The following is a 23,896-nucleotide window of genomic DNA, read 5'->3' as shown; positions in this document are numbered from 1 at the left end:
GGCGCGGCCGGCGCGGCGGACTGCGCCGCGGCGCCCGCGCACAGCGCCGCGCCCAGGACGGCGGCGCGCAGGGTTTGCGACAGGAATGCGTGCATGGAATTCTCCTCGTGATGCCTGCACTCGATACGTGCAGGCGAAGCGTTCATCAGTACTTGACGCGCATGCTCAGCATGACACTGCGCGGCTCGCCATAGGCGTTGCCCATGTCGGCGTTGCCCAGGCGCTGGTAATAGACCTTGTCGAACAGATTGTTGACGTTCAACCCCATCGAGACGTGCTCGTTGACGCGATAGCCGACGCACGCGTTCCAGATGGCGTAGCCGCCCTGCGACACGCGCACGGAGCTGCCGCTGACCGGCCCCTGCGCCGCGCTTTCGGTGTAGATGCCGCTCTTGACGTTGACGCCGCCGCCCACGCTCCAGCGGTTCCATTGGCCCGGCAGCTGATAGGTGGTCCACAGCTGGAAGATGTGGCGGGGCGTGAAGGTGCGGAAGGCCGCGCCGCCGTTGGTGTTGTCCTTCAGGTAGCGGGTGGTGTTGAAGGTGTAGCCGCCCGCCACTTCCCAGCCCGGCGCGAGCCGGCCCGAAACCTCGGTTTCGCCCCCCTGGCTGCGCACCTGGCCGCTGGCCTCGTAGCAGCAATCGCCGACCTCGGGGTAGTTTGGGTCGCGCTGCGCGCGGTTGCGCTCGGTGATGCGGAACAGCGCGAACGAGGCGTTCAGCTTGCCGTCCAGCCATTCGCTTTTCAGGCCCGCCTCGTAGTTGGAGCCGACCACCGGCGGCAGCGATCCGCCGCTGGCCGAACGCAGGTCGCTCTGCACGCGGAAGATGTCGGCGTAGCTGGCGTAGGCGGTCCAGTGGCTGTCGATGTCGTAGACCAGACCGGCATACGGCGTCATGCGGCCATGCTCGCTGATGGCCGGGTCGCCGCGGCCGCTGATCAAGTTGGTGCTCTGCGTGCGCCACCAGCTCATGCGCGAGCCCAGCACCAGCGTCAACGGATCGGCCACCTTCAGGCGCGCCATCGCATAGAGGCCCGACTGGCGCGTCTTGACGTCGCTCTTGCTGCCCCATTGCGGATCGGCCGGTTCCGGATGGTCGTGGACGTCGTAATGGAAGACGTCCACCGGCCGCGCCGCGAAGCCCGGCAGCGAATAGGCGTTGTAGGCGCGCGCGCTGCGGTCGTACCAGTTGCCGCCGAACACCAGTTCGTGGCGGCGGCCCAGCGCCTCGAACGCGCCGGTCACCATCAGGTCCACGCCCAACTGCTCATTGCGATACTGGTTGCCGCCGCCATACAGGCGCGGCCCCAGGCCGGTCTGGCGGTCGACGGCGCCGCGCACGTAGGCGTACTTGAGCTTGCTGGTTTCCTCGGCCTGGTTGACGTTGAGCTTGACGGTCCAGTCCGACGAAAACTGGTGCGCCAGCTCGGCGAACACCTGCGTGTTCTCGAAGTCCCAGCGGTTCCAGTCGGCGCCCAGGTAGGTGCCGCGCGTCAGCCCGAGATCGCCGCCGTCCTTGTAGCGCGGCAGCTGCATCATGTAGGGCAGCCAGTCGCGTTTCTGGTAGCTGCCGCCCACGGTCAGCAGCGTGCGCTCGCCCAGGTCGGCTTCGACGATGCCGTAGTAGGCCTGCTTCCGCGAATTGGCCACGTCGTAGAAATACTTGCGGTCTTCCTGCGCGGTGGCGATGCGGCCACGCACCGAGCCCGACGCGTTCAGCGGCGTCGACAGGTCGAGTTCGCCGCGGTAGTTGTCCCATGATCCGGCGCTGGCCGAACCGCTGAATTGCAGCGCGCGCGCGGGACGCTTGCGCACCAGGTTGATGACGCCGCCCGGCTGGCCCGCGCCGTTGAACAGGCCAGCCGCGCCCCGCAACAGTTCGACGTGGTCGAACATGAACAGGTCGGGCTGCGCCCACGATGCGCCGCCGGTCTGCATCGGCACGCCGTCGTACTGGAAGTACTCGATCTGGAAACCGCGCGAATAGAACTGCGGAACCGCGGCGGTGCCCATCAGGTCGATGGTGATGCCCGGGGTCTGCGCCATGGCGTCCTCCAGCGACGCCAGGTTCTGGTCCTCGATGCGCTGGCGCGTGATGACCGACACCGACTGCGGGATCTCGCGCAGCGACAGCGGCAGCTTGCCGCCGATGGTGACGCTGGGCGCGGTGTAGGACGCGCTGCCTTCGGTGACGCCGACCTGCTCGCCCGGCACTGTCACGGGCGCCAGCGTGGCGGCGCCGGCCGCCTCGACCGCTTGCGCGCTGGCTGGCGCGCCCGCCGCCAGACTCATCATCATGGCGCCGCGCCGCAGCCATGCGGCGCGCGTTCCACCTGTCTCGATACCCACCATTGCCTCCGCTTCCAGCCCGTTCAACAAGATTGATAATCATCTTCAACGGCGCCGCGGCGGGCAATGCAAAAGGCTTTCGAATTCCGGATTAAGGCTTTCGTTTTTTCACCGGCGACACCGCCTGGCGGATGGCGGGCGCGTGCGCGCGCAGGGCGTCCCACAGGCGCGCCATGACCGGCCCCTGCGGCCGGTCGGCGCGGCGCGCGGCGGCCAGCGTCTCGGTGCTGCCCGGCAGGTGACGGGTGGCCAGCGACAGCAGGCGGCCGTCGCGCAACTCGTCCTCGACCAGGAAGCGCGGCATGTGGCCCCAGCCCAGGCCCTGCAGGATGATTTCCTTCTTCATCAACGGGTCGGCCACGGTGCACCGGCGCGCGCCCTCGATCATGAAGTAGTCGCGCGCCGGCGTGTGGCGGGCGGTGTCGCGCATGACGCATTGGGTGTAGTCGCGCAGGTGCTCGGGTCGCAACGCGCGCGGGGCCGGCGCCAGATAGCCGGGCGCGGCCACCGGCACGAACGGCACGCTGCCCAGTTCCAGCCATTCGACGCGCGCGTCGCCCGGCTCCACGCGGTGCAGGATCAGGTCGGCGTCGCCATCCAGCAGCCGTTCCCACGGACCGGTCACGGCCTCGAAGTGCAGGTTCAGGCGCGTGGCCGGCCACTGCGCGAAGAACTGGCCCAGCAGCCCCAGCAGCAGCGGACGCGGACAGAAGTCGCCGACCACCACGTTCAATTCGCTTTCCTGGCCCATCGCCAACTGCTCGGCGTGGGCGCGCAGGCCGGCCAGTTCGCGCAGCAGCGCCTGGGCCCGCGCATGGAACGATTGCCCGGCGGCAGTGGGCCGCACCCGATAGCCGCTGCGGTCCAGCAGCGCCAGGTCCAGTTGCCGCTCCAGCTTGGCCACGGCCGCGAACACCGCCGGATGCGAACGGTGCAGCGTCTCGGCCGCGGCCTGGAAGCCGCCGGCCCGCACCACCGCGTCAAAGCATTGCAGGTCGTGCAGCGTGAATTCGCTCATGTCAGGTTTTCCTACAGTGACTGTGCGATCTTTGTAATTTCTTTCAAGATGGGCCGCAACTACGATCCGTCTCACGGTCGACACCGTTGCCCGGCCCGGCGGATGAGCGCGACATCCGCCCCGAGCCCCGCATCCCCCTCATACATGACAGGACGCTCATCATGCCTACCGACACGACTTTCATCACCACGGGCGACGGCGCCCGCATCGCCTACCGCTGGGACGGCGACGCCGGCCTGCCGGTGCTGGCCCTGTCCAACTCCATCGGCACCACGCTGCACATGTGGGACGACCTGGCGCCGGCGCTGGCGCGGCACTTCCGCGTGCTGCGCTTCGACACCCGCGGCCATGGCGCGTCCAGCGTGCCGCCCGGCGCCTACTCGCTGGACCGGCTCGGCCGCGACGTGCTGGAACTGTTCGACGCGCTGGGCGTGGACCGCGCCCACTTCCTCGGCCTGTCGCTGGGCGGCATCGTCGGCCAATGGCTGGGCGTGCATGCGCCGGACCGCATCGACCGGCTGATCCTGGCCAACACCTCGCCCTATCTCGGCCCCGCGCCGCAATGGAACGAGCGCATCGCCGCCACCCTGCGGGCGCCGGACATGACGGAGACCGCCGAGACGTTCCTGGCGAACTGGTTCCCGGCCGCGATGCTGCGCGCCGGCGGGCCGGTCATCGACACCTTCCGCGACATGCTGCTGAACACCGACCCGCACGGCCTGGCGGGCGCGTTCGCGGCGGTGCGCGACACCGACCTGCGCCGCACCATCGCGTTGATTCCGCGGCCGACGCTGGTGATCGCGGGCCGCGACGACACCGTCACCGCCGCCAGCCACGGCGAACAGATCGCCGCGACCGTGCCCGGCGCGCAATGGCGCCTGCTGGAGGCGGTGCACCTGTCCAACATCGAGCGTCCGGAGGAATTCCGCGAGGCGGTGCTGGGGTTCCTGCTGGCGCATTGATGCCCGCGTCCGCCATGTCGGACGGGGCCGGCGCGGGTTCAGCGCAAGCTGCTGGGCGCGGCGCCGAAACGGCGCCGGAAGGCCACCGAGAAATGCGCGGGCGCGTAGCCCACGTGCCAGGCCGCCTCAGACACGCTCAGGCCGCCGTTCAGGATCAATTCGCGCCCGCGCGTCAGGCGCGTTTCCTGCAGATGGCGCGCCATGCTGACGCCGAAGGCGCGCTTGAACGCCAGGTCCAGCTGACGCGCGTTGAGCCCGAGTTCACGCGCCAGCGCCGCCGTCGACGGCGCCTCGCGCAGGTCGGTGGCAAGGCGGCGATGCGCCTCGTGCGCCGCGTCCAGTTCGCGGGCCGCGGCCACCGGCGACGCCGCGCGGCCGGCCGGCAACGCCTGCCCGGCCTGGGCCAGCGCCACCGCCGCCAGCTCCAGGCTCTTGGCCGCCAGATACAGCGCGCGCGCCGCGCCCTCGTAGCGGCAGACTCGCACCTGGGCGGCGATGCGCCGCGCCTCGCGGCCCGCCGCGCCGTGCCAGACGACCGGGCCGTCGGCGCCCGCGGCGGGGTCCAGGCCGCGCAGGAAATCGGGATCGATGCCCAGTTCGTCGCGCAGTTGCGCCGCCGGCAGCGTGGCCAGCGTGAACTGCTGGTCGACGCCGGCCTCGAACGCGTCCGCGCCGCTGGCCTGCCCCGGCGCCCAGGCCAGGCACAGCACCGGGCCGCGCAGAGCCAGCGGCGGGCGGTCCTCGACCCGGCTGCTGACGCGCCCATCGAGCAGGATGACCTTGAGGCCGGGGTACAGCGCCTCTTCGCGCCATTCGGTGCGGCCGCGGCGGAACACGCCGGCGCGCAGGCCGCGGCCGTTGGCGAGGTCGAAGGCCGCGTCGACGCGGTGATAGTCGGCGGCGGCCGTGGCGCGGCCGGCGCGGGAATGGAACATGGGAAACGATCCGGGAGGAACGGATGGGTTTATTTGAGAATAATTATTATTACCCGCTCGCTACCGGAACTCAAACCGGACAGGTATCCGCCCGCCAACGCGCCCGGCGTTATTCCCCGGCGCGCTCCCAGCGCCGCTGGATCGCCTTGGCGGCCACCACGCCGTCCGCCATCGACGTGACCACGCAGGGATGCATGCGGTGGGCCACTTCGCCGATGGCATAGATGTCCGGCACGCTGGTCTCGGCGGTGGCGAAATCGGTGCGGATATACCCGCGCGCATCGCGCGCCAGTTGCAGGCCGTCGGCGAACGCGGCCTGCGGCTCCCAGCCGTAGAACACCAGGATCAGGTCGTAGCGCTGGCCGTCGACGCTGCGCGTGGCCGGATCGACCTGGTACGGGCCGATGCGCACGCCTTCCTTGCCGGCGCGCTGCACCCATTGCTGCTGGGCCCGCACGCTGCGGGCGTACAGATGCACGGCGCGAGCGCCGCGGTTGCGCACATAGACGTAGTTCTCGAAGGCGTTGTCGCCGCCCCCCAGCACCGCCACCGACAGGCCGGAGTAATCCTGCGCCACGATCGGCGAGCCCGGTCCGATCAGCACCCCCGGCCATTGCGAGCCCGGCGGATGTTCCGGAAAGCCCTTGGCGCGCACGCCCGAGGCGATCACCAGGGTGCGGCCGCGCGCCTGCGATACGTCCCCATTGGCGTCGGCCAGGGTCGCCTCGATGCCGCCCTTGCACGGGCGCACCGCGGTCACCCGGGTGTCCAGGCGCAGCGGCACGCCGGCGGCGCGCACGCTGGTATCGATATTGGCGGCCACCTGCTGGCCGGTCATGCCGGGCAGCACCGCGATCCAGTCATCAGCGAACGGGTTGTCCACGCTCAGGCCGCCCAGGCGGCCGCTGGCCTCGACCAGCAGCGGCGCCAGGCCCAGCCGGGCCAGCCAGAGGGCGCAGGAGGCGCCGGCCGGGCCGCCGCCTACAATGACCGCATCGTGCATCTGTTGCATTTCATCCCTTGTTCGCCGTCCCCGCGCGGGCGTCCGGCCATGGCCGAATTGTAGCCAGCGCGCCGGCCCGGTCCGCCGCCGCCTTACAATTCCGGGATTCCACCCAGGTTTTCATCATGCCCACTCGCCGCATCATCCTATCCGGGCTCGCGCTCGACGCCCGCATCGGCATCCTCGAACACGAACGCCGCGCCACCCAGCCGCTGCACGTCGATGCCGAGTTCGACGTCGACATCCAGCGCTCGGTCGACGACCACGATATCCACAGCGTGCTGGACTATCGCCGCCTGCGCGAGGCCATCGTCGAGGAATGCACCCAGGCGCACGTGAACCTGATCGAAACCCTGGTGGAACAAGTCGCCGCGCGCCTGTTGGCCGACTTCCATGAAATCCGCTCGCTGCGCCTGCGCATCAGCAAGCCCATGGCCTTTTCCGACTGTGCGGCGGTGGGCGTGGAAATCCAGATCTCGCGTTGACCATGAACGATATCGCCACTCCCCCCGAAGTCCGCTTCCGCACCGAGGCCGAAGAGAAAGCCCGCCACGAAGGCAACAAGCTCACCAAGCGCCTGGCGCGCGAGACCACCCGCGCCCTGTCCGACTACAACATGATCGAGGCGGGCGACCGCGTCATGGTGTGCCTGTCGGGCGGCAAGGACTCCTACGCCATGCTGGACATCCTGCTCCAGCTGCAAAAGCGCGCGCCGTTCCCGTTCGAGCTGGTCGCGGTCAACCTGGACCAGAAGCAGCCCGGCTTTCCCGCCGACATCCTGCCGCGCTACCTGACCGAACTGGGCGTGCCGTTCCACATCGAGACGCAGGATACCTATTCGATCGTCACGCGCGTGCTCGAAGAGGGCAAGACGATGTGCTCGCTCTGTTCGCGCCTGCGCCGCGGCATCCTGTACCGCGTGGCCTCGGAACTGGGCGCCACCAAGATCGCGCTCGGCCACCACCGCGACGACATCCTGGGCACGTTCTTCCTGAACCTGTTCTATGGCGGCAAGGCCAAGGGCATGCCGCCCAAGCTGGTGTCCGACGACGGCCGCCACACCGTCATCCGCCCGCTCGCCTACGTGCCGGAAACCGACCTGATCGCCTACGCCGAACTCAAGCAGTTCCCGATCATTCCCTGCAACCTGTGCGGCTCCCAGGAAAACCTGAAGCGCAAGGAAGTCGGCCGCATGATCAAGGAATGGGACAAGCAGCACCCGGGTCGCTCGTGGAACGTCTTCAACGCGCTGTCGCGCGTGGTGCCGTCGCACCTGATGGACCGCGACCTGTTCGATTTCGTCGGCCTCAAGCCGACCGGCGTGCCGGACGCCAACGGCGACACCGCGTTCGACGCGGTCGATCCGTCGGATGAGGCGGACGAAGCCTGCGGCGATACGCCCGCCACGCCCGACGCGGCCGGCATCGTCGAAAAGAAAGTGACCTTCACGCGCGGCTGAACGCCGCCCTGTCCGCGCGCGGCGTGGATAGCAAAAGGCCCCGATGTTCCGACCCGTTAGGGGCGAGGCACCGGGGCCTTTTCATCGCCGAGCCGCCTCAAGATGAAAAGCGCCCCCTCGGGGGGCAGCAAGCCGAAGGCGCGGCGTGGGGGCCTTTTCCATAGTGGCGTTCAGGCGTTCAGCACCCGCACCGGCTGGCCGGCGCGCCAGGCCTTCACGGCCTCCAGCGCGTTGCGGTAGAAGGCCTCGAAGTTCTCGCGGCTGACATAGCCCAGGTGCGGCGTCAGGATGACGTTGTCCAGGTCGCGCACATTGTCGGTCGGCGACAGCGGCTCTTCCGGGTACACGTCCAGGCCGGCGCCGGCGATGCGGAATTTCACCAGCGCGTCCATCAGCGCCGCCTGGTCCACCAGGCCGGCGCGCGAGGTGTTCACCAGATAGGCCGTCGGCTTCATCGCGGCCAGCGCCGCGGCGTCGACGATGTGGCGGCTGCGATCGGACAGGATCAGGTGCAGGCTGACCACGTCGGACGTGGCGAACAGCTCGTGCTTGTCGACCCGCTTGACGCCCGCCTCGGCGGCGCGCTCGTCGGTCAGGTTGGGGCTCCAGGCCACCACGTCCATGCCGAACGCCAGGCCCACCTTGGCCACCGCGGCGCCCAGCTTGCCCAGCCCCAGCACGCCCAGGCGCTTGCCGGCCAGCGGCTCGGGCATGGCGGTCTGCCACATGCCGCGGCGCATGGCGGCGTCCTCGGCGGGCAGGTGCTTGAACAGGCCCAGGATGTGGGCCCAGGCCAGTTCGGCGGTGGCGGTGTTGGCGTCGGCGCTGCCGGGCGCGCCGCTGACCACGATGCCCTGCGCGGCGCAGGCCGGCATGTCGATGGCGTTGTTGCGCATGCCGGTGGTGACCAGCAGGCGCAGGTTGGGCAGCGCGCGGATGCGGTCGGCGGGGAACGGCGTGCGCTCGCGCATGGCCACGATCACGTCGAAGGGTTCGAGCGTGGCCTCGACCTGCTCGTCGGGGATGAAGTTGTTGAAGATCCGCACGTCGGCGTCGCCGCCCAGGGAACCCCAGTCCGCGTAGCGTTTGGCAACGTCGTGGTAATCGTCGAGTATTGCGATTTTCAAGTCTGTCTCCGGGTGGCGTGGCGCTTGCCGCGCCAGCCGCCCGGCCGACGCGACCCGCGCCGGTCAGTTCAGTCGTGCCTTGAGCTGGTCCAGCGGCAGCGCGCCGCTGATGCGCGTGCCGTCGGCGAAGAACAAGGTGGGGGTGCCGCGCACCATCAGCTGCTTGCCCAGCGCCAGCAGCTTGTCCTCGGGCACGCTGCAATTGGCGGTGGCCGGCTTCTGGCCGCGCAGCATCCAGTCGTCCCAGGCCTTGCCCGGGTCCGGCGCGCACCAGACGTCGCGGACCTTGGTGTTCGAGTCCGGCGACAGGATCGGGTACAGGAAGGTGTAGACGGTCAGGTTGTCCACGTCTTCGAGCGTCTTGCGCAGCTGCTTGCAGTAGCCGCAGTTGGGATCTTCGAAAATGGCGACCTTGCGCGAGCCGTCGCCCTTGACCTGCTTGATGGCCAGGTCCAGCGGCAACTGGTCGAACGGGATGGAGCCGAGCTTTTCCTGCGCCTCGCGGGTGACGTCGCGGCGCGTCATGGCGTCGATCAACGGCCCTTCCATGACCCAGGTCACCTTTTCATCGGTGTACAGCAGGTCCATGCCCAGCTGCACCTCGAACAGGCCGTAGGGCGTGCGGCGCACGGCGGTCACGTCCATGCCGGTGAAGCGCTGCTTGAAACGTTCCTTGACCGCGTCCGCCACGGGGTCCGCCGGCGCCACCTGGGTGGTGGAATAGCTCTTGCCGCCCTTGTCCGCCTTGCCGACCGAATTGGTGGAGACGGACTTGTCGCCGCTGGCCTGCGCCTGGGCGCCGGCCGACAGGCCCAGCCCGGCGGCCATGAAGCAGGCCGCCAACACGGCGGAAAAACGGAAATTCATGGGGACTCCTGTATTTGTGACGTCTCGCCTTCGATGGCCGAAAGCGTAACCGATCCGGCGCCCGGCCCGGGCCGGCCTCCTGGGAATCAGACACGCCCGCCGCGGGCGGGTTCCGTCCCGGAACCGGTCCCTAATTCGTCGATGCCCCGGCGATCAGGCGCCGCTTGACCAGCGGCGCGCGCTCGACCCAGTGCATGCCGGCATTGCGCAGCCACACCAGCGGCGTGGCGCGCGAGCCGAACAGCTTGTGCAGGCCGTCGGTGGCCAGCCGCAACGCCAGCACCGGCTCGGCGCGGGCGCGCTGGTAGCGGTGCAGCACGCGCAGGTCGCCGGCCTGGCGGTAGGGTTCGCGTCCGGCCACGGTGCGGGCCAGCGCCTCGACGTCGCCCAGGCCCAGGTTCAGGCCCTGCCCGGCCAGCGGATGCAGGCGGTGCGCGGCGTCGCCGGCCAGCGCGATGCCGGGCGCCACCATCTGGGCGCGCTCCAGCGTCAGCGGAAAGCCGTGCAGCTTGCTGCGCACCTTCAGGCGGCCCAGGCGGCCCTGCGCCGCGTGTTCCAGCATCGATTCGAGCCGCGCGGCCTGTTCCTCGGGCGGCAAGGCCAGCAATTCCCGGGCCTGCTCGCTGCGCATCGACCAGACCATCGACACCTGCGGACCATCCGCGGTGTCGGGCAGCGGCAGCAGCGCCAGCACGCCATCGTCGCGGAACCACTGGAAGGCGGTGCCCTGGTGGGCGCGCTCGGCGTCCAGGTTCACCACCAGCCCGGTGTCGTTGTAGGACACGGCATCATGCTTGAGGCCGGCGGCGGTGCGCAGCGGCGAGGCCGCGCCATCGGCGCCGACGAACAATTCGGCCTGGATGCGGGCGCCGCTCTCGGTGTCCACCGCGCCGGCCTGGTAGCCGGTGCAGCGGTCTTCCAGCCACGGAATGCCGAACATGCGCACCGCCTGGATCAGCACCCGCTCGATCTCGCCGGATTCGACGATCCAGGCCAGTTGCGGCAGGGCCGCCTGCCAGGCGTTCAGGTGCACCAGGCCGTCGGCGTCGCCATGGATCTCCATGGCCTGCACCGGCGTCAGGCGGGCCGACGGCATCGCGTCCCACACGCCCAGCTCGGCCAGGAAACGCTGGCTGGCGGGCGAGATGGCGTAGACGCGCGCATGGTAATGATTGGGATCGGCCGGCGGCACGCTCACGCGCGGCGCCAGCAGGGCCACGCGCTGGCCGCGGCGGGCCAGCGCCAGGGCCGAGGACAGGCCGACGATGCCGGCCCCGCAAACCACGATCTGGTGTGTCATCTTGCGCTCGGCTCCCCGGCCTGTTTCGGCCACAGCAACCACATCTGGCCGCGCTGTTTCATGCGCCCGGCCTGCTGGCCGGCCTCGTCGCCGTAGCCCCAATAGAAGTCGGCGCGCGCCGCGCCGCGGATGGCGGTGCCGGTGTCCTGCGCGAACACCAGGCGCTGCAGCGGCCGGTCGGAGGCCGGGAAAGTGGTGGCCAGGAACACCGGCGTGCCCAGCGGCACGAAGCCGGCGTCCACCGCGATAGCGCGTTTCGGCGCCAGGTTGACGCCATAGGCGCCCTTGGGGCCGAGTTCGGGATCGATCACCGGCTCTTCGCGGAAGAACACCACCGCCGGGTTGGCGTTGAGCATCTCGGGCACGCGCTTGGGATTGCGCTGCGCCCAGGCGCGGATGTTCTGCATCGAGGCCTGGTCGGCCGACAGCTCGCCGCGGTCCGCCAGCCAGCGGCCGATGGACACGTAGGGCTGGCCGTTGTGGTCGGCGTAGGCCACGCGGATGGTCTTGCCGCTGTCGGGGCCGTCGGTCAGCAGCACGCGGCCCGAGCCCTGCACCTGCAGGAAGAAGTTGTCGACCGGATCATCGACCCACACCACCACCGGCGGGCGGCGGCCGGAGGCTTCGATCGCGGCGCGGGTGTCGTAGGGCACCACGCGCTTGCCTTCGAGCTTGCCGCGCACGCGCTTGCCGGCCAGGTCCGGGTAGACCGAGCCCAGGTCGATGGTCAGCAGGTCGGCCGGCACCGCGTACAGCGGCCATTGGTAGTTGCCGCCCTGGCGGCGCGAGCCGCGCACCAGCGGCTCGTAGTAACCGGTGACGGTATTGGCGGCCGGCTTGCCGTCGGCCGCGTTCAGGCGCCACGGCTGCAGATAGGTCTGCAGGAAGCGGCGCACGCCCTCGGGATCGTTGGCGGCGGGCGCCCGGGCCGGGTCCGCCGCGGCGGCACAGACCGGCTGCCAGGCGCGCGGCGTGGCGCGCGCCGGCGCGGCCAGGTTGCCGCTGGTCGGGCGCATCAGCCCCTTGCAGTTGCGCAGGAACAGGGGCCAGAACTGGGCCAGGTCGTCGCTGGTCCAGCCCGGCATCTCGGCCCAGGTGCCGGGCTTGTACTTGCCGGCCAGGGCGCGCGGCGGCGTCTCGGGCAGGGCCGACAGCGCCGGCACCACCAGCGGGCCATCGGCGGCCGCGGGGCGCGCGCCGGTGGCGCCGGGTTCGCCGGATTCGGGCGGGATCTCTGAGGTGGTGGTACATGCCGCCAGCAGAACCGACAGCACGGACAGGCTAAGAATGCGCTTCATGAGCAGATGGAAAACCGTACAACGTGTGGCCGCGCCCCGCGTCAGTGCAGGGTGCGCGGCATGGCCAGGACGAATTCGGAAATCGGCACTTCGAACGGAATGCCGTTCTCGCCGACGCAATGGTAGGTGCCGCGCATCGTCCCGACCGGCGTGGGGAGGGGACAGCCGCTGGTGTATTCGAAGGTCTCGCCGGGCGCCAGCAGGGGCTGCTGGCCGACCACGCCCAGCCCGCGCACTTCCTGCACGCGCTGGTTGCCATCGGTGATAATCCAGTGGCGGCTGATCACCTGGGCCGGATGCTCGCCGGTATTGGTGATGCGGACGGTATAGGCGAACACGAACTGCTGCTCACCCGGATCGGACTGTTCTGGCACGAAGCGCGGCGAGACGGAGACGCTCAGGTCGTAGGGTTTCACAGTCCTTTCCTGTGTGGCACGAGCAAGCTGCAATAATGGCACATTATGCCTTCACCCACCCCGAACGCCATGTCTACCACCACCCGCATCACCCCCAGCATCCTGTCCGCCGACTTCGCCCGCCTGGGCGAGGAAGTGCGTGACGTCGTCGCCGCCGGCGCCGACTGGATCCATTTCGATGTGATGGACAACCACTACGTGCCCAACCTGACCATCGGCCCGATGGTCTGCGCGGCGATCCGTCCCCATGTTTCCGTGCCGATCGACGTGCACCTCATGGTCGAGCCGGTGGACGCCCTGGTGCCGATGTTCGCCAAGGCCGGCGCCAACTACATCAGCTTCCACCCGGAAGCCAGCCGCCACGTCGACCGCACCCTGTCGCTGATCCGCGAGAACGGCTGTAAGGCCGGCCTGGTGTTCAATCCCGCCACGCCCCTGTCGTACCTCGACCACGTCATGGACAAGGTCGACCTGGTGCTGATCATGTCGGTCAACCCCGGCTTCGGCGGCCAGAGCTTCATCCCCGGCGCGCTGACCAAGCTGCGCGAGGCCCGCGCCCGCATCGACGCCTGGACCCAGGCCGGCGGCCAGGAAATCGTGCTGCAGGTGGACGGCGGCGTGAAGATCGACAACATCGCCGAAATCCGCCGCGCCGGCGCCGACACCTTCGTGGCCGGCTCGGCCATCTTCGGCAAGCCCGACTACCCCGGCATCATCAAGTCCATGCGCGAACAGATCGCCATCGGCGAAACCACCGCTGTCTGAGGAACCCCGCCATGACTCCCTTCCGCGCCGCGCTGCTGGACCTGGACGGCACCCTGCTCGACTCCATCCCCGACCTGGCCTTCGCGGCCAACGCCATGCGCGTGGAACTCGGCATGATCGCGCTGCGCGAGGATGTCGTGGCCACCTTCGTCGGCAAGGGGGTGGACAACCTGGTGCGCCGCAGCCTGGCCGGCAGCCTGGACGCCGCCGATCCCTCGCCCGAGGACTTCGCCCGGGCGCGCGAGGCCTTCTACCGCCACTACCACCTGGTCAATGGCGAGCGCGCCCAGGTCTACCCCGGCGTCATCGAGGGCCTCAAGCACATGCGCGAGCAGGGCCTGAAGCTGGCCGTGGTCACCAACAAGCCCACCGAATTCACCCTGCCGCTGTTGCAACGCACCGGCCTGGCCGGGTTTTTCGACGCGGTGGTGTGCGGCGACACCTGCGCCCGCCGCAAGCCCGACCCGGACCAGGTGCTGCACGCCTGCGAACTGCTGGGCGTGACGGTGGCCGAGGCCGTCACCATCGGCGATTCCATCAACGACGCCCAGGCCGGCCGCAGCGCCGGCACCCAGGTGCTGGTGGTGCCGTATGGTTACAACGAAGGCCGTGACGTGCGCGAGCTCGATGTCGATGGTATAGTGGACACGCTCGTCAACGCCGCCCAGTGGGTGGAGCTCTGGAATCAGAACCAGAACGCCGCGAAAGCCCAGGCCTGAAGCCCGGGTCCATGCCTTTGACGGCATACCTGACTATCGAACCGATATCCTCCTGATGAACGTTTCCATCCAGAACCAAATGCTCGGCGCCTCGTGGCGCTGGTGGCGTTTGTCTTCCGGGTGGCGATGATTCCCTTCCCGGCCCTAGACGCGTACCGCACCGCCTAGCGCCGATACTGTGTAGAACACAGAGCCAAGCCCGGAACCAGTAACCTGGACCGGGCTTTTTGTTGTGTGCCTGGTCCCAAGCAGATACCCATCGCCCACGAGACCCGACATGACCGAAATCGAATTCAAAGCCCTCGCCGCCCAAGGCTACAACCGCATCCCGCTGGTGGCCGAGACCTACGCCGACCTGGACACCCCGCTGGGCATCTACCTGAAGCTGGCCCATGCCGGCCCGCAGGCCGGCCGCATGACTTGCCTGATGGAATCGGTGGTGGGCGGCGAGCGCTTCGGCCGCTACTCGTTCATCGGCCTGCCGGCCCGCACGGTGATCCGCGCCAGCGGCACCCGCACCGAAGTGCTGCACGACGGCAAGGTCGTGGAAACCCATGACGGCGACCCGCTGGCCTTCATCGAGCAGTACCAGGCCCGCTTCAAGGTGGCCCTGCGCCCCGGCATGCCGCGCTTCTGCGGCGGCCTGGCCGGCTACTTCGGCTACGACACCGTGCGCCACATCGAACCGTGCCTGGGCCCCGCCGTGAAGCCGTTCCCGGCCGGCATGGAAGGCGGCACGCCCGACCTGATGCTGATGCACGTGGACGAGCTGGTCATCGTCGACAACCTGGCCGGCCGCATCTACCTGATGGTCTACGCCGACCCGGGCCAGCCCGAGAGCTACAGCCGCGCCCAGCAACGCCTGCACGACCTGCGCGCGCGCCTGCGACGCCCGGTGGAAATCCCCTACAGCCACGCCAGCATGCAGACCGAAGAGCGGCGCGACTTCAAGAAGGAAGACTATCTGGCGGCCGTGCACCGCGCCAAGGAACACATCGCCGCCGGCGACCTGATGCAGGTGCAGATCGGCCAGGTCATCGCCAAGCCGTTCCGCGACTCCCCCCTCTCGCTGTACCGCGCCCTGCGGTCGCTCAATCCCTCCCCCTACATGTACTTCTGGAACTTCGGCGACTTCCAGGTGGTGGGCGCGTCGCCCGAGATCCTGGTGCGCCAGGAGCGCACCGTCGTCGACGGCGCGCCGAAGTCGCAGATCACCATCCGCCCGCTGGCCGGCACCCGCAAGCGCGGCGCCACGCCCGAGGAAGACGCCGCCCTGGCCGCCGAGCTCAAGGCCGACCCCAAGGAAGTGGCCGAGCACGTGATGCTGATCGACCTGGCCCGCAACGACGTCGGCCGCGTCGCCGAGGTGGGTTCGGTCAAGGTCAGCGACACCATGGTGATCGAGCGCTATTCGCACGTGATGCACCTGGTGTCCAACGTCACCGGCAACCTGAACCCGGGCATGAGCAGCATGGACGTGCTGCGCGCCTCGTTCCCGGCCGGCACGCTGACCGGCGCGCCGAAGGTCGAAGCCATGAAGATCATCGACGAGCTCGAGCCCGTGCGCCGCGGCATCTACGGCGGCGCGGCCGGCTACCTCAGCTACGGCGGCGAAATGGACGTGGCCATCGCCATCCGCACGGGTGTCATCAAGGACGGCACGCTGTACGTGCAGGCCGCCGCCGGCATCGTCGCCGACTCCAACCCCGAAGCCGAATGGGCCGAGACCGAGGCCAAGGCCCGCGCCGTGCTGCGCGCCGCCGAGCAGGTCCAGCACGGCCTGGACGAGCCCATCTGAGACGCCCGCCGCCCCCATGACCGCCCCGGGCCGCAAATCGGCCCGCCTGGAGAAAAAAATGCTGTTGATGATCGACAACTACGACTCGTTTACCTACAACCTGGTCCAGTATTTCGGTGAACTGGGCGAGGACGTGCGCGTGGCGCGCAACGACCAGATCACCCTGGAAGAGATCGCCGCGCTCAACCCCGACCGCATCTGCGTGTCGCCCGGCCCGTGCTCGCCGGCCGAGGCCGGCATCTCGGTGCCCGTCATCCAGGCCTTCGCCGGCAAAAAGCCGATCCTGGGCGTGTGCCTGGGCCACCAGGCCATCGGCGCCGCCTATGGCGGCGACATCGTCCGCGCCCAGCAGATCATGCACGGCAAGACCGTCCAGATCTCGCATACCGGGACGGACATCTTCACCGACCTGCCGACGCCGTACACTGTCATCCGCTACAACTCGCTGACCATCGACCCGGCGACGCTGCCCGAGTGCCTGGCCGTGACGGCCACGGCGCCAGACGGCGACATCATGGGCGTGCGCCACAAGACGCTGCCCCTGTACGGCGTGCAGTTCCACCCCGAATCCGTGCTCAGCGAACACGGCCACGCCCTGCTGCGCAATTTCCTGAACCTCGCCTAAGAAGGACGCACCGTGACGATCTCCCCCTCCGAAGCGCTGACGCGCTGTATCGAGCACCGCGAAATTTTCCACGACGAAATGCTGCACCTGATGCGCATGCTGATGCGCGGCGAAATGTCGCCGCAGATCGCCAGCGCGCTGCTGATGGGCCTGCGCGTGAAAAAGGAAACGGTTGGTGAAATCACCGCGGCCGCGCAGGTCATGCGCGAATTCGCCACGCCGGTGGTGACGCCCAACCCCGAAGACCTGCTCGACATGTGCGGCACCGGCGGCGACGGCAGCCACACCTTCAACATCTCCACCACCGCCATGTTCGTGGCGGCGGCGGCCGGCGTGCCGATCGCCAAGCACGGCAACCGCAGCGCGTCCTCGTCGAGCGGCAGCGCCGACGTGCTCGAAGCGCTGGGCGCCAACCTGGTGCTGACGCCCGAACAGGTGGCCGAGTGCATCCAGGCCACCGGCATCGGCTTCATGTTCGCGCCGGCCCATCACGGCGCCATGAAGAACGTGGCCGCGGTCCGCAAGGAACTGGCCGTGCGCACCATCTTCAACATCCTCGGCCCGCTGACCAACCCGGCCGGCGCCGCCAACCAGCTGATGGGCGTGTTCCACCCCGACCTGGTGGGCATCCAGGTGCGCGTGCTGGAACGCCTGGGCTCGCGCCACGTGCTGGTGGTGCACGGCAAGGACGGCATGGACGAAGCCTCGCTGGGCGGCGCCACCCTGGTGGGCGAGCTCAAGGACGGCAAGGTCAGCGAATACGAGATCCACCCCGAGGACTACGGGCTATCCATGATGTCCAATCGCAGCATCAAGGTGTCCAATCGCGAACAGTCGCGCGAGCTTGTCATAGAGGCGCTGGACAATGTCGAGGGCACCGCCCGCGACATTGTCGCGCTGAATGCGGGTCTCGCCATCTACGCAGGCAATAAAGCCGATTCCATTCCCGCAGCGTTAGCGCTAGCATTTGAACTGATTTCCACCGGCGCGGCGCGAGCCAAGCTGGAAGATTTCTGCGCATATACCCGGAAATTCCAGAAATGAACGATATTCTCGCGAAGATCCTCGCCGTCAAGGTCGAGGAAGTCGCCGCCGCGCGCCAGATGCGCAGCGAAGCCGAAGTCCTGCGCGAGGCGCAGGCGCGCCAGGACGTGCGCGGCTTCGCCCAGGCCATCGAAGACAAGATCTCGCAGGGCAAGGCCGGCGTGATCGCCGAAATCAAGAAAGCGTCGCCGTCCAAGGGCGTGCTGCGCGAGACCTTTCAACCGGCTGAAATCGCGGCCTCGTATGCCGTGCACGGCGCGGCCTGCCTGTCGGTGCTGACCGACGTGCAGTTCTTCCAGGGCTCGCACGACCACCTGCGCCAGGCGCGCGCCGCGTGCTCGCTGCCGGTGCTGCGCAAGGACTTCGTGATCGATCCGTACCAGATCATCGCCGCCCGCGCGATGGGCGCCGACTGCGTGCTGCTGATCGTCGCCGCGCTCACGCCCACGCAACTGCGCGAGATGGAAACGCTGGCGATGGAGCTGGGCATGGACGTGCTGGTGGAAGTGCACGACGCCCAGGAACTGGACATCGCGCTGACGCTCAAGACGCCGCTGCTGGGCATCAACAACCGCAACCTGCGCACCTTCGAGACCAGCCTGCGGACCACGCTGGACCTGCTGCCGCGCATTCCCGCCGGCAAGCGCGTGGTCACCGAAAGCGGCATCCTCAAGCCGGAAGACGTGAAGCTGATGCGCGAGCACAAGGTCGACGCCTTCCTGGTGGGCGAGGCCTTCATGCGCGCCGCGGACCCGGGCGCCGAACTGGCGCGCGTGGTCGGCTGAGCCGGCGCCGCGCCCTTCCCCTTCTCACGCAACGCGCGTCCGGCGACGCGGCCGGTTCCGGCCGCGCCGGGCGGGCGTTCGCGCGCTCAGCGCGGCCGCGCCAGGCCGAGCGCCGCCGCGCGCCGGTACAGCGTGCTGCGATGCACGCCGAGCGCGCGCGCCGCGGCGCTGACGTTGCCCGCATGCGCGGCCAGCGCGGCGCGGATCGCGTCGTCGGCCATGGCTTGCAGATTGGTCGTGCCCGCCGCCGCCGCGGGCGTCTCGGCCGGCTGGCCGCGGAGGTCAGCCGGCAACATCTCGCGATCGACCACGCCCGCGGCCCCCGCCAGCACGTGCAGCGTGCGCAGCACCGCGGCCAGCTGCCGGTAATTGCCGGGCCAGGCGTAATGCGCCAGCGTGTCCTCGATCTCGGTCGGCAGCACCGGCCCCGCGCCCTGCGCAGCCCATAGCGAGCGCAGCAGCTCGCGCAGGTCGGCGCGGGCGCGCAGCGGCGCCAGCGTCACCGTGTATTCGGCAATGCGGAAATACAGGTCGGCGCGCACCGGCGCATCGGGGCCATCGTGCGCCAGCGCGCGATGCGTCGCGCACACCAGCGTGAAGTCCACCGGCACCGGCCGCGCCGCCCCCAGCGGCGATACCTCGCGTGACTGCAGCACCCGCAGCAGGCGCGACTGCAGCGCCAGCGGCATGTCGCCGATCTCATCCAGGAACAGCACGCCGCCATGCGCCTGCCGCAGCAGCCCCTTGCTGCCCTGGCGGCGCGCGCCGGTGAAGGCGCCGTCCTCGTACCCGAACAGCTCGGACTCGATCAGGCTCTCGGGCAGCGCCGCGCAATTGACCGCCACGAACGGGCCGGCCGCGCGCCGGCTGCGCGCATGCAGCTGGCGCGCGAAGATCTCCTTGCCCGCGCCGGTCTCGCCCTGCAGCAGGATCGAGACGCCCGCGTCCGACAGGTGCACCGCGCGCGCCAACGCGCCCAGGGTGGCGGCATCGAAGCTGGCCAGGCCGCCACGCGCCACGGGCGCCGGCGGCGGCGATGCCGCGGGCAGGCGCAGGGTCGGTTGCGGCGCCAGCGGCGTCAGCGGCGCACGGGCGCGCGGCAGGCGCAGGCGCGCGTGATAGATCGCGCCGGAACGCGCATGCACCCGGCCGGCCGCATCGGGGCTGTGGTCGAGGTCGCCATCGAACAGGTCGCCGTAGCGATACACGCCCAGCGCCGTGGGCGCCAGCCCCAGCATCTGCAAGGCGCGGCGGTTGGCGCCCACCAGCAGGTCGCCCTGGAAGGCCAGCAGGGCCTCGCCGGGCGTGCCCAGGCCCGAGCGGTCGGCGTGCAAGCGCAGCACCGCGCACGGCTCGTGCGCCGCGTCGAACAGCTGATGCTCGATCAGGTCGACCGCCGCGCGCACCAGCGCCAGCACGTCGGGACGGATCGCGCGCGCCGGGCTCGACAGGTCCAGCACGCCCAGCATGCGCCCTTCGCTGTCGGTGATGGGCACGGCGGCGCAGGTCAGGATGCGGTTGGGTTCGAAATAGTGTTCGGCGCCGTCGACGACGATGGGCCGGCCTTCCACCAGCGCGGTGCCGATGGCGTTGGTGCCGGCGGCGGCCTCGTCCCACGGGGCGCCGGGCATGAGCGCCACGCGCGAGGCGCGCTGCGCGAAATCGATGTCGCCGTCGCTGTCGAGCACCAGGCCCTGCGCATCGGACAGGATCACCAGCCCGTCGCTGCCGCCTTCGCGCCGCAGGAGCGACATGGCCGGTTCGGACAGGCGCCGCAGCGCCTCGTTGCGTTCACGCGCCTCGCGCAGCTCGCCGGCCGTCATGGGCTCGGCGCGGCGCGCGCCGCGCATGTCGAAGCCCAGATCGGCGCAACGGCGCCAGGACCGCAGGATGGGCTCGGCGACCAGCCCGCCGGGCACGACGCCCTGCTGGTTGAACAGCTGGCGCGCTTGCGTCAGCGATTGCCGACGGGATTGACTGGCCATGCATGTCTCCTTGGACGGTGTTCTGCGACACCTGTTCCGCGACACTGTCGCGAAACGCGACACCCTGGGGCGGCAATGCGCCGCCCACGCCCTTTGCCGGCGCGTGGAAATCTACTTTCGCACGCGGCACGCGCGCTTGTCCAGCGGATAACCCCCCGATGGCACGCGATTTGCTTCAGGAGAAGCAGGCACCCGACTGCCGTCATTCCCACAATACCGGAGACAAGCATGGACATCGCGACCCGCGTCACCCCCGAATCCTATGGCACGCGCCTGGACCTCAGGACGCAGTACGACAACTTCATCGACGGCAAATGGCAGAAGCCCGCCGATGGCGAATACTTCGACAACGTCACGCCGGTCACCGGCCAGGTGCTGAGCCGCAATGCCCGCTCGAAGGAGCGCGACATCGACCTGGCGCTGGATGCGGCGCACCGCGCCGCGCCCAAATGGGGTGCGACCCCGGCGGCACAACGCGCGCAGATCCTGATGCGCATCGCCGACGTCATGGAAGCCAACCTGGAACGCCTGGCCACCGCCGAGACCTGGGACAATGGCAAGCCGATCCGCGAGGCCCGCGCCGCCGACATCCCGCTGGCGATCGACCACTTCCGCTACTTCGCCTCGTGCATCCGCAGCCAGGAAGGCGGGCTGTCCGAGATCGACCACGACACCGTGGCCTACCATTTCAACGAGCCGCTGGGCGTGGTCGGCCAGATCATCCCGTGGAACTTCCCCATCCTGATGGCCGCCTGGAAGCTGGCGCCGGCGCTGGCGGCGGGCAACTGCGTGGTGCTCAAGCCGGCCGAGCAGACGCCGCTGGGCATCCTGCTGCTGATGGAACTGATCGGCGACCTGTTGCCCCCGGGCGTGGTCAACGTGGTCACCGGCTTCGGCCTGGAAGCCGGCAAGCCGCTGGCCTCGAGCAAGCGCATCGCCAAGATCGCCTTCACCGGCGAGACCACCACCGGCCGCCTGATCATGCAGTACGCGTCGCAGAACATCATCCCGGTGACGCTGGAGCTGGGCGGCAAGTCGCCCAACATCTTCTTTGCCGACGTGGCCGCGCAGGACGACGACTTCCTCGACAAGGCGGTCGAGGGCTTCGTCATGTTCGCGCTGAACCAGGGCGAGGTCTGCACCTGCCCCAGCCGCGCGCTGATCCAGGAATCGCTGTACGACAAGTTCATGGAGCGCGCGCTCAAGCGCGTGGCCGAGATCAAGCAGGGCAACCCGCTGGACGCCGACACCATGCTGGGCGCGCAGGCCTCCACCGAACAGCTGGAGAAGATCCTGTCGTACCTGGACATCGGCAAGCAGGAAGGCGCCGCGGTGCTGGCCGGCGGCGAGCGCGCCAGGATGCAGGGCGCGCTCGAAGGCGGCTACTACGTGCAGCCCACCGTCTTCAAGGGCCACAACAAGATGCGGGTGTTCCAGGAAGAGATCTTCGGGCCGGTGGTGGCGGTGACCACGTTCAAGGACGCCGACGACGCGCTGGCGCTGGCCAACGACACGCTCTACGGCCTGGGCGCGGGGGTCTGGTCGCGCGACGCCAACACGTGCTATCGCATGGGCCGCGCCATCAAGGCCGGCCGGGTCTGGACCAACTGCTACCACGCCTATCCGGCGCACGCCGCGTTCGGCGGCTACAAGCAGTCGGGCATCGGCCGCGAGAACCACAAGATGATGCTCAACCACTACCAGCAGACCAAGAACCTGCTGGTGAGCTACTCGCCCAAGAAGCTGGGCTTCTTCTGACGCGTCGAGGGCCCGCGCCGGGCCGGCACCCGGCGCGGGCCATGGGAGGCTGGTCATGCCTGAGATCACTGCGCGCGTGGTGGCCACCGACGCGGCCCGCGAACTGATCGACACCCTGCGCGCCAAGCACGGCGCGCTGATGTTCCATCAGTCGGGCGGCTGCTGCGATGGCAGCTCGCCCATGTGCTACGCCCTGGGCGAATTCATGGTGGGCGGCTCGGACGTGCTGCTCGGCGAACTGGAGGGCTGCCCGTTCTACATGGGCGAAGACCAGTTCGCCTACTGGGAGCACACCCAACTCATCATCGACGCGGTGCCCGGACGCGGCGGCGCGTTCTCGCTCGACAGCGCCGAGGGCAAGCGCTTCCTGCTGCGCTCGCGCCTGTATTCGGACGAGGAGTGGGCCAACGTGGCCCCGGTCACGCGCGGTTGAAGCCGGCGCCCGGGGCGGCCCGGCGGACGCGGCGCGTCAGGAACGCCGCGGCCCGCCGCCCTTGCCTGCCGGCTCGGCGCCACAGGCCTCCTGTTGTTGGCACTGGAACGACACGCGGCGGATGCGCGCGGCGCGAAATTGCGTGAACGAACGGCCACCCGGCATGGGTGCGCCACGTAGCGGACTGCTGCTGTTTTTCATTGCGGATAAAGCGTTGACGGAAGAAATCTGCAAGGTGGCCGCGCGGCGGCGGCGATGGCAAGACGGACCTGAAACCGGCAGCGTCAGCCGGCCGCGGCGGCCCAGGCGCTGACGGGCGCGCGGCGGGTCCATTCGAGCGCGTCCTCGAGGCGGTCGTTGCCCCAGAACATCTCGCCGTCCACCAGGAAGGTCGGCGCCCCGAACAGGCCCAGGTGACGGGCCTCGTCGACGCGGCGGCGCAGCGCCTCCTTGGCGGCTTCCGACTTGCCGCGCGCGATCAGCGCGTCGGCGTCCAGCGACAGCCCGGTCAGCAGCGCGTGCACCACGTCCTCGGCCTGGATGTCCTCGTCGCGCTGGAAATTGGCGCGGAACACCGCCAGGCAGAAATCACGGCCCCACGGTTCGTCCTCGCCCAGCAGCGCGATGCGCGCCGGCAGCACGCTCATGCGCGGGAACAGGCGCGGCCGGTTGTAGGGCACGCCGTACTTTTCGGCCAGGCGCGCGATGTCGCGCATCATGTAGGCGCCCTTGCCGGGAAACAGGCGGAATGGCGTGTCGTTCCAGCCCTGGGCCTGGAAGATCGGCCCCAGCAGGAACGGCCGCAGGTCGACCCGTACCTCCGCCCGCGCCGCCAGCTCGCCGATACGCTCGATCGCCAGATAGCTGTAGGGGCTGGCGAAATCGAACCACATCTCGAGGCGGGGCGGGGCGGACAGGGGCGCATTCATGACACAAGCTCCAACGGCTGGGGGACCTGGGAAACCAGGGCGACCTGCCCATCCGGCAGGCCGCTCAGGACGACGTCGCGATTGCTGGCCACGATGACGGAATCGCCTGCCTGCAGCACGCTGTCGTCGGCGCGGCGGTATTCGGATATCCAGACAGCGCCGGCGCGGCACACGATGCGCAGACCCGCGGCGCGCCTGAGCAGCATAGTCGAACCCCGGGGCAAACGGAATGACATTCCCGCAGTGCAACAAAGCTGAATCATGGCTGCGCTCCCGGCCGCGGCGGCGGCCCTCGCGGCGGGCCTGGCCGAATCGCCTTC

At 69.4% G+C, this 23,896-nt stretch carries 23 protein-coding genes; 11 read left to right on the top strand and 12 right to left on the bottom strand.

Going from position 1 to position 23,896, the window contains the following annotated elements:
* Nucleotides 1-145 precede the first annotated feature (145 nt).
* Both AOZ53_RS27980 and AOZ53_RS27975 read right to left on the bottom strand, forming a co-directional pair.
* A complete protein-coding gene (locus AOZ53_RS27980) occupies nt 146-2,299 on the bottom strand; it encodes a TonB-dependent siderophore receptor (protein WP_231690702.1) in 2,154 nt (717 codons plus the stop codon).
* A 142-nt stretch (nt 2,300-2,441) separates the two neighbouring features.
* Nucleotides 2,442-3,368 (bottom strand): LysR family transcriptional regulator, encoded by a 927-nt coding sequence (locus AOZ53_RS27975; RefSeq protein WP_054434883.1) that lies wholly within the window; start codon nt 3,366-3,368, stop codon nt 2,442-2,444.
* A gap of 161 nt (nt 3,369-3,529) precedes the next feature.
* Between AOZ53_RS27975 and pcaD the strand changes: the two genes are divergently transcribed.
* Nucleotides 3,530-4,330: a 3-oxoadipate enol-lactonase gene (gene pcaD / locus AOZ53_RS27970; protein ID WP_054490256.1), complete on the top strand. Its 801-nt coding sequence runs from the start codon at nt 3,530-3,532 to the stop codon at nt 4,328-4,330.
* A 38-nt stretch (nt 4,331-4,368) separates the two neighbouring features.
* Here pcaD and AOZ53_RS27965 read toward each other — a convergent pair whose 3' ends face one another.
* Nucleotides 4,369-5,265: a helix-turn-helix transcriptional regulator gene (locus AOZ53_RS27965; RefSeq protein WP_054434887.1), complete on the bottom strand. Its 897-nt coding sequence runs from the start codon at nt 5,263-5,265 to the stop codon at nt 4,369-4,371.
* A 109-nt stretch (nt 5,266-5,374) separates the two neighbouring features.
* The gene (locus AOZ53_RS27960; RefSeq protein WP_054434889.1) at nt 5,375-6,277 is read right to left on the bottom strand and encodes an NAD(P)/FAD-dependent oxidoreductase; all 903 of its coding nucleotides are present in this window, start codon (nt 6,275-6,277) and stop codon (nt 5,375-5,377) included.
* A gap of 116 nt (nt 6,278-6,393) precedes the next feature.
* Between AOZ53_RS27960 and folB the strand changes: the two genes are divergently transcribed.
* The gene (folB, locus tag AOZ53_RS27955) at nt 6,394-6,753 is read left to right on the top strand and encodes a dihydroneopterin aldolase (protein WP_006392515.1); all 360 of its coding nucleotides are present in this window, start codon (nt 6,394-6,396) and stop codon (nt 6,751-6,753) included.
* Between the two features lie 2 nt (nt 6,754-6,755).
* Nucleotides 6,756-7,727, top strand: coding sequence for a tRNA 2-thiocytidine(32) synthetase TtcA (gene ttcA, locus AOZ53_RS27950; RefSeq protein ID WP_054434890.1), 972 nt, complete (start codon nt 6,756-6,758; stop codon nt 7,725-7,727).
* Between the two features lie 170 nt (nt 7,728-7,897).
* On the opposite strand, the gene AOZ53_RS27945 is transcribed toward ttcA, so the two are convergent.
* From AOZ53_RS27945 to apaG, 5 genes are all read right to left on the bottom strand, one after another.
* Entirely contained in the window at nt 7,898-8,854 is a 957-nt protein-coding gene (locus AOZ53_RS27945) for a D-2-hydroxyacid dehydrogenase family protein (RefSeq protein ID WP_054479310.1), read from the bottom strand.
* 63 nt (nt 8,855-8,917) lie between these two features.
* Nucleotides 8,918-9,721 carry a DsbC family protein gene (locus tag AOZ53_RS27940; RefSeq protein ID WP_049070812.1) on the bottom strand — a complete coding sequence of 268 codons (804 nt, stop codon included), beginning with the start codon at nt 9,719-9,721 and terminating at the stop codon, nt 8,918-8,920.
* Between the two features lie 130 nt (nt 9,722-9,851).
* The gene (locus AOZ53_RS27935; protein ID WP_054434893.1) at nt 9,852-11,021 is read right to left on the bottom strand and encodes a UbiH/UbiF family hydroxylase; all 1,170 of its coding nucleotides are present in this window, start codon (nt 11,019-11,021) and stop codon (nt 9,852-9,854) included.
* Nucleotides 11,018-12,319, bottom strand: a complete 1,302-nt coding sequence (locus AOZ53_RS27930; protein WP_054461046.1) for a murein transglycosylase A — start codon at nt 12,317-12,319, stop codon at nt 11,018-11,020. Before AOZ53_RS27930 ends, AOZ53_RS27935 begins: the two co-directional genes overlap by 4 nt.
* A gap of 41 nt (nt 12,320-12,360) precedes the next feature.
* Nucleotides 12,361-12,735, bottom strand: a complete 375-nt coding sequence (gene apaG / locus AOZ53_RS27925; RefSeq protein ID WP_006392509.1) for a Co2+/Mg2+ efflux protein ApaG — start codon at nt 12,733-12,735, stop codon at nt 12,361-12,363.
* A 45-nt stretch (nt 12,736-12,780) separates the two neighbouring features.
* Between apaG and rpe the strand changes: the two genes are divergently transcribed.
* The 6 genes from rpe (at nt 12,781) to trpC (ending at nt 18,471) form a co-directional block, all read left to right on the top strand.
* Nucleotides 12,781-13,500: a ribulose-phosphate 3-epimerase gene (gene rpe / locus AOZ53_RS27920; protein ID WP_054479312.1), complete on the top strand. Its 720-nt coding sequence runs from the start codon at nt 12,781-12,783 to the stop codon at nt 13,498-13,500.
* Nucleotides 13,501-13,511: 11 nt separating this feature from the next.
* On the top strand, nt 13,512-14,219 hold the full coding sequence (locus AOZ53_RS27915; RefSeq protein ID WP_020925473.1) for a phosphoglycolate phosphatase: 708 nt from the start codon (nt 13,512-13,514) through the stop codon (nt 14,217-14,219).
* A gap of 277 nt (nt 14,220-14,496) precedes the next feature.
* A complete protein-coding gene (gene trpE / locus AOZ53_RS27910; protein WP_054435063.1) occupies nt 14,497-16,017 on the top strand; it encodes an anthranilate synthase component I in 1,521 nt (506 codons plus the stop codon).
* A 58-nt stretch (nt 16,018-16,075) separates the two neighbouring features.
* Nucleotides 16,076-16,642, top strand: a complete 567-nt coding sequence (locus tag AOZ53_RS27905; protein WP_054435071.1) for an aminodeoxychorismate/anthranilate synthase component II — start codon at nt 16,076-16,078, stop codon at nt 16,640-16,642.
* A gap of 12 nt (nt 16,643-16,654) precedes the next feature.
* Nucleotides 16,655-17,686 carry an anthranilate phosphoribosyltransferase gene (trpD, locus tag AOZ53_RS27900; protein ID WP_006392504.1) on the top strand — a complete coding sequence of 344 codons (1,032 nt, stop codon included), beginning with the start codon at nt 16,655-16,657 and terminating at the stop codon, nt 17,684-17,686.
* Nucleotides 17,683-18,471: an indole-3-glycerol phosphate synthase TrpC gene (trpC, locus tag AOZ53_RS27895; RefSeq protein WP_054435060.1), complete on the top strand. Its 789-nt coding sequence runs from the start codon at nt 17,683-17,685 to the stop codon at nt 18,469-18,471. Before trpD ends, trpC begins: the two co-directional genes overlap by 4 nt.
* 86 nt (nt 18,472-18,557) lie before the next feature.
* On the opposite strand, the gene AOZ53_RS27890 is transcribed toward trpC, so the two are convergent.
* A complete protein-coding gene (locus AOZ53_RS27890; RefSeq protein WP_054478835.1) occupies nt 18,558-20,456 on the bottom strand; it encodes a sigma-54-dependent Fis family transcriptional regulator in 1,899 nt (632 codons plus the stop codon).
* A 228-nt stretch (nt 20,457-20,684) separates the two neighbouring features.
* On the opposite strand from AOZ53_RS27890, the gene adh reads away from it, so the two are divergent.
* Nucleotides 20,685-22,214, top strand: a complete 1,530-nt coding sequence (adh, locus tag AOZ53_RS27885) for an aldehyde dehydrogenase (protein WP_054435054.1) — start codon at nt 20,685-20,687, stop codon at nt 22,212-22,214.
* Nucleotides 22,215-22,269: 55 nt separating this feature from the next.
* A complete protein-coding gene (locus tag AOZ53_RS27880) occupies nt 22,270-22,647 on the top strand; it encodes a DUF779 domain-containing protein (protein ID WP_054490254.1) in 378 nt (125 codons plus the stop codon).
* A gap of 284 nt (nt 22,648-22,931) precedes the next feature.
* Here the strand turns inward: AOZ53_RS27880 and AOZ53_RS27875 are convergent, their stop codons facing one another.
* Nucleotides 22,932-23,576, bottom strand: a complete 645-nt coding sequence (locus tag AOZ53_RS27875) for a 2-hydroxychromene-2-carboxylate isomerase (protein WP_054435051.1) — start codon at nt 23,574-23,576, stop codon at nt 22,932-22,934.
* Nucleotides 23,573-23,812 carry a DUF2917 domain-containing protein gene (locus AOZ53_RS27870; RefSeq protein WP_082385796.1) on the bottom strand — a complete coding sequence of 80 codons (240 nt, stop codon included), beginning with the start codon at nt 23,810-23,812 and terminating at the stop codon, nt 23,573-23,575. The genes AOZ53_RS27875 and AOZ53_RS27870 overlap by 4 nt, the downstream gene beginning before the upstream one ends.
* Nucleotides 23,813-23,896: the final 84 nt, after the last annotated feature.

This window comes from Achromobacter sp. 2789STDY5608621 (assembly GCF_001299375.1).
GTDB classification, from domain to species: Bacteria; Pseudomonadota; Gammaproteobacteria; order Burkholderiales; family Burkholderiaceae_B; genus Achromobacter; species Achromobacter insuavis.
Note: the sequence above shows the minus strand (reverse complement) of the source record. Positions and strands in the feature narration are given on the sequence as shown.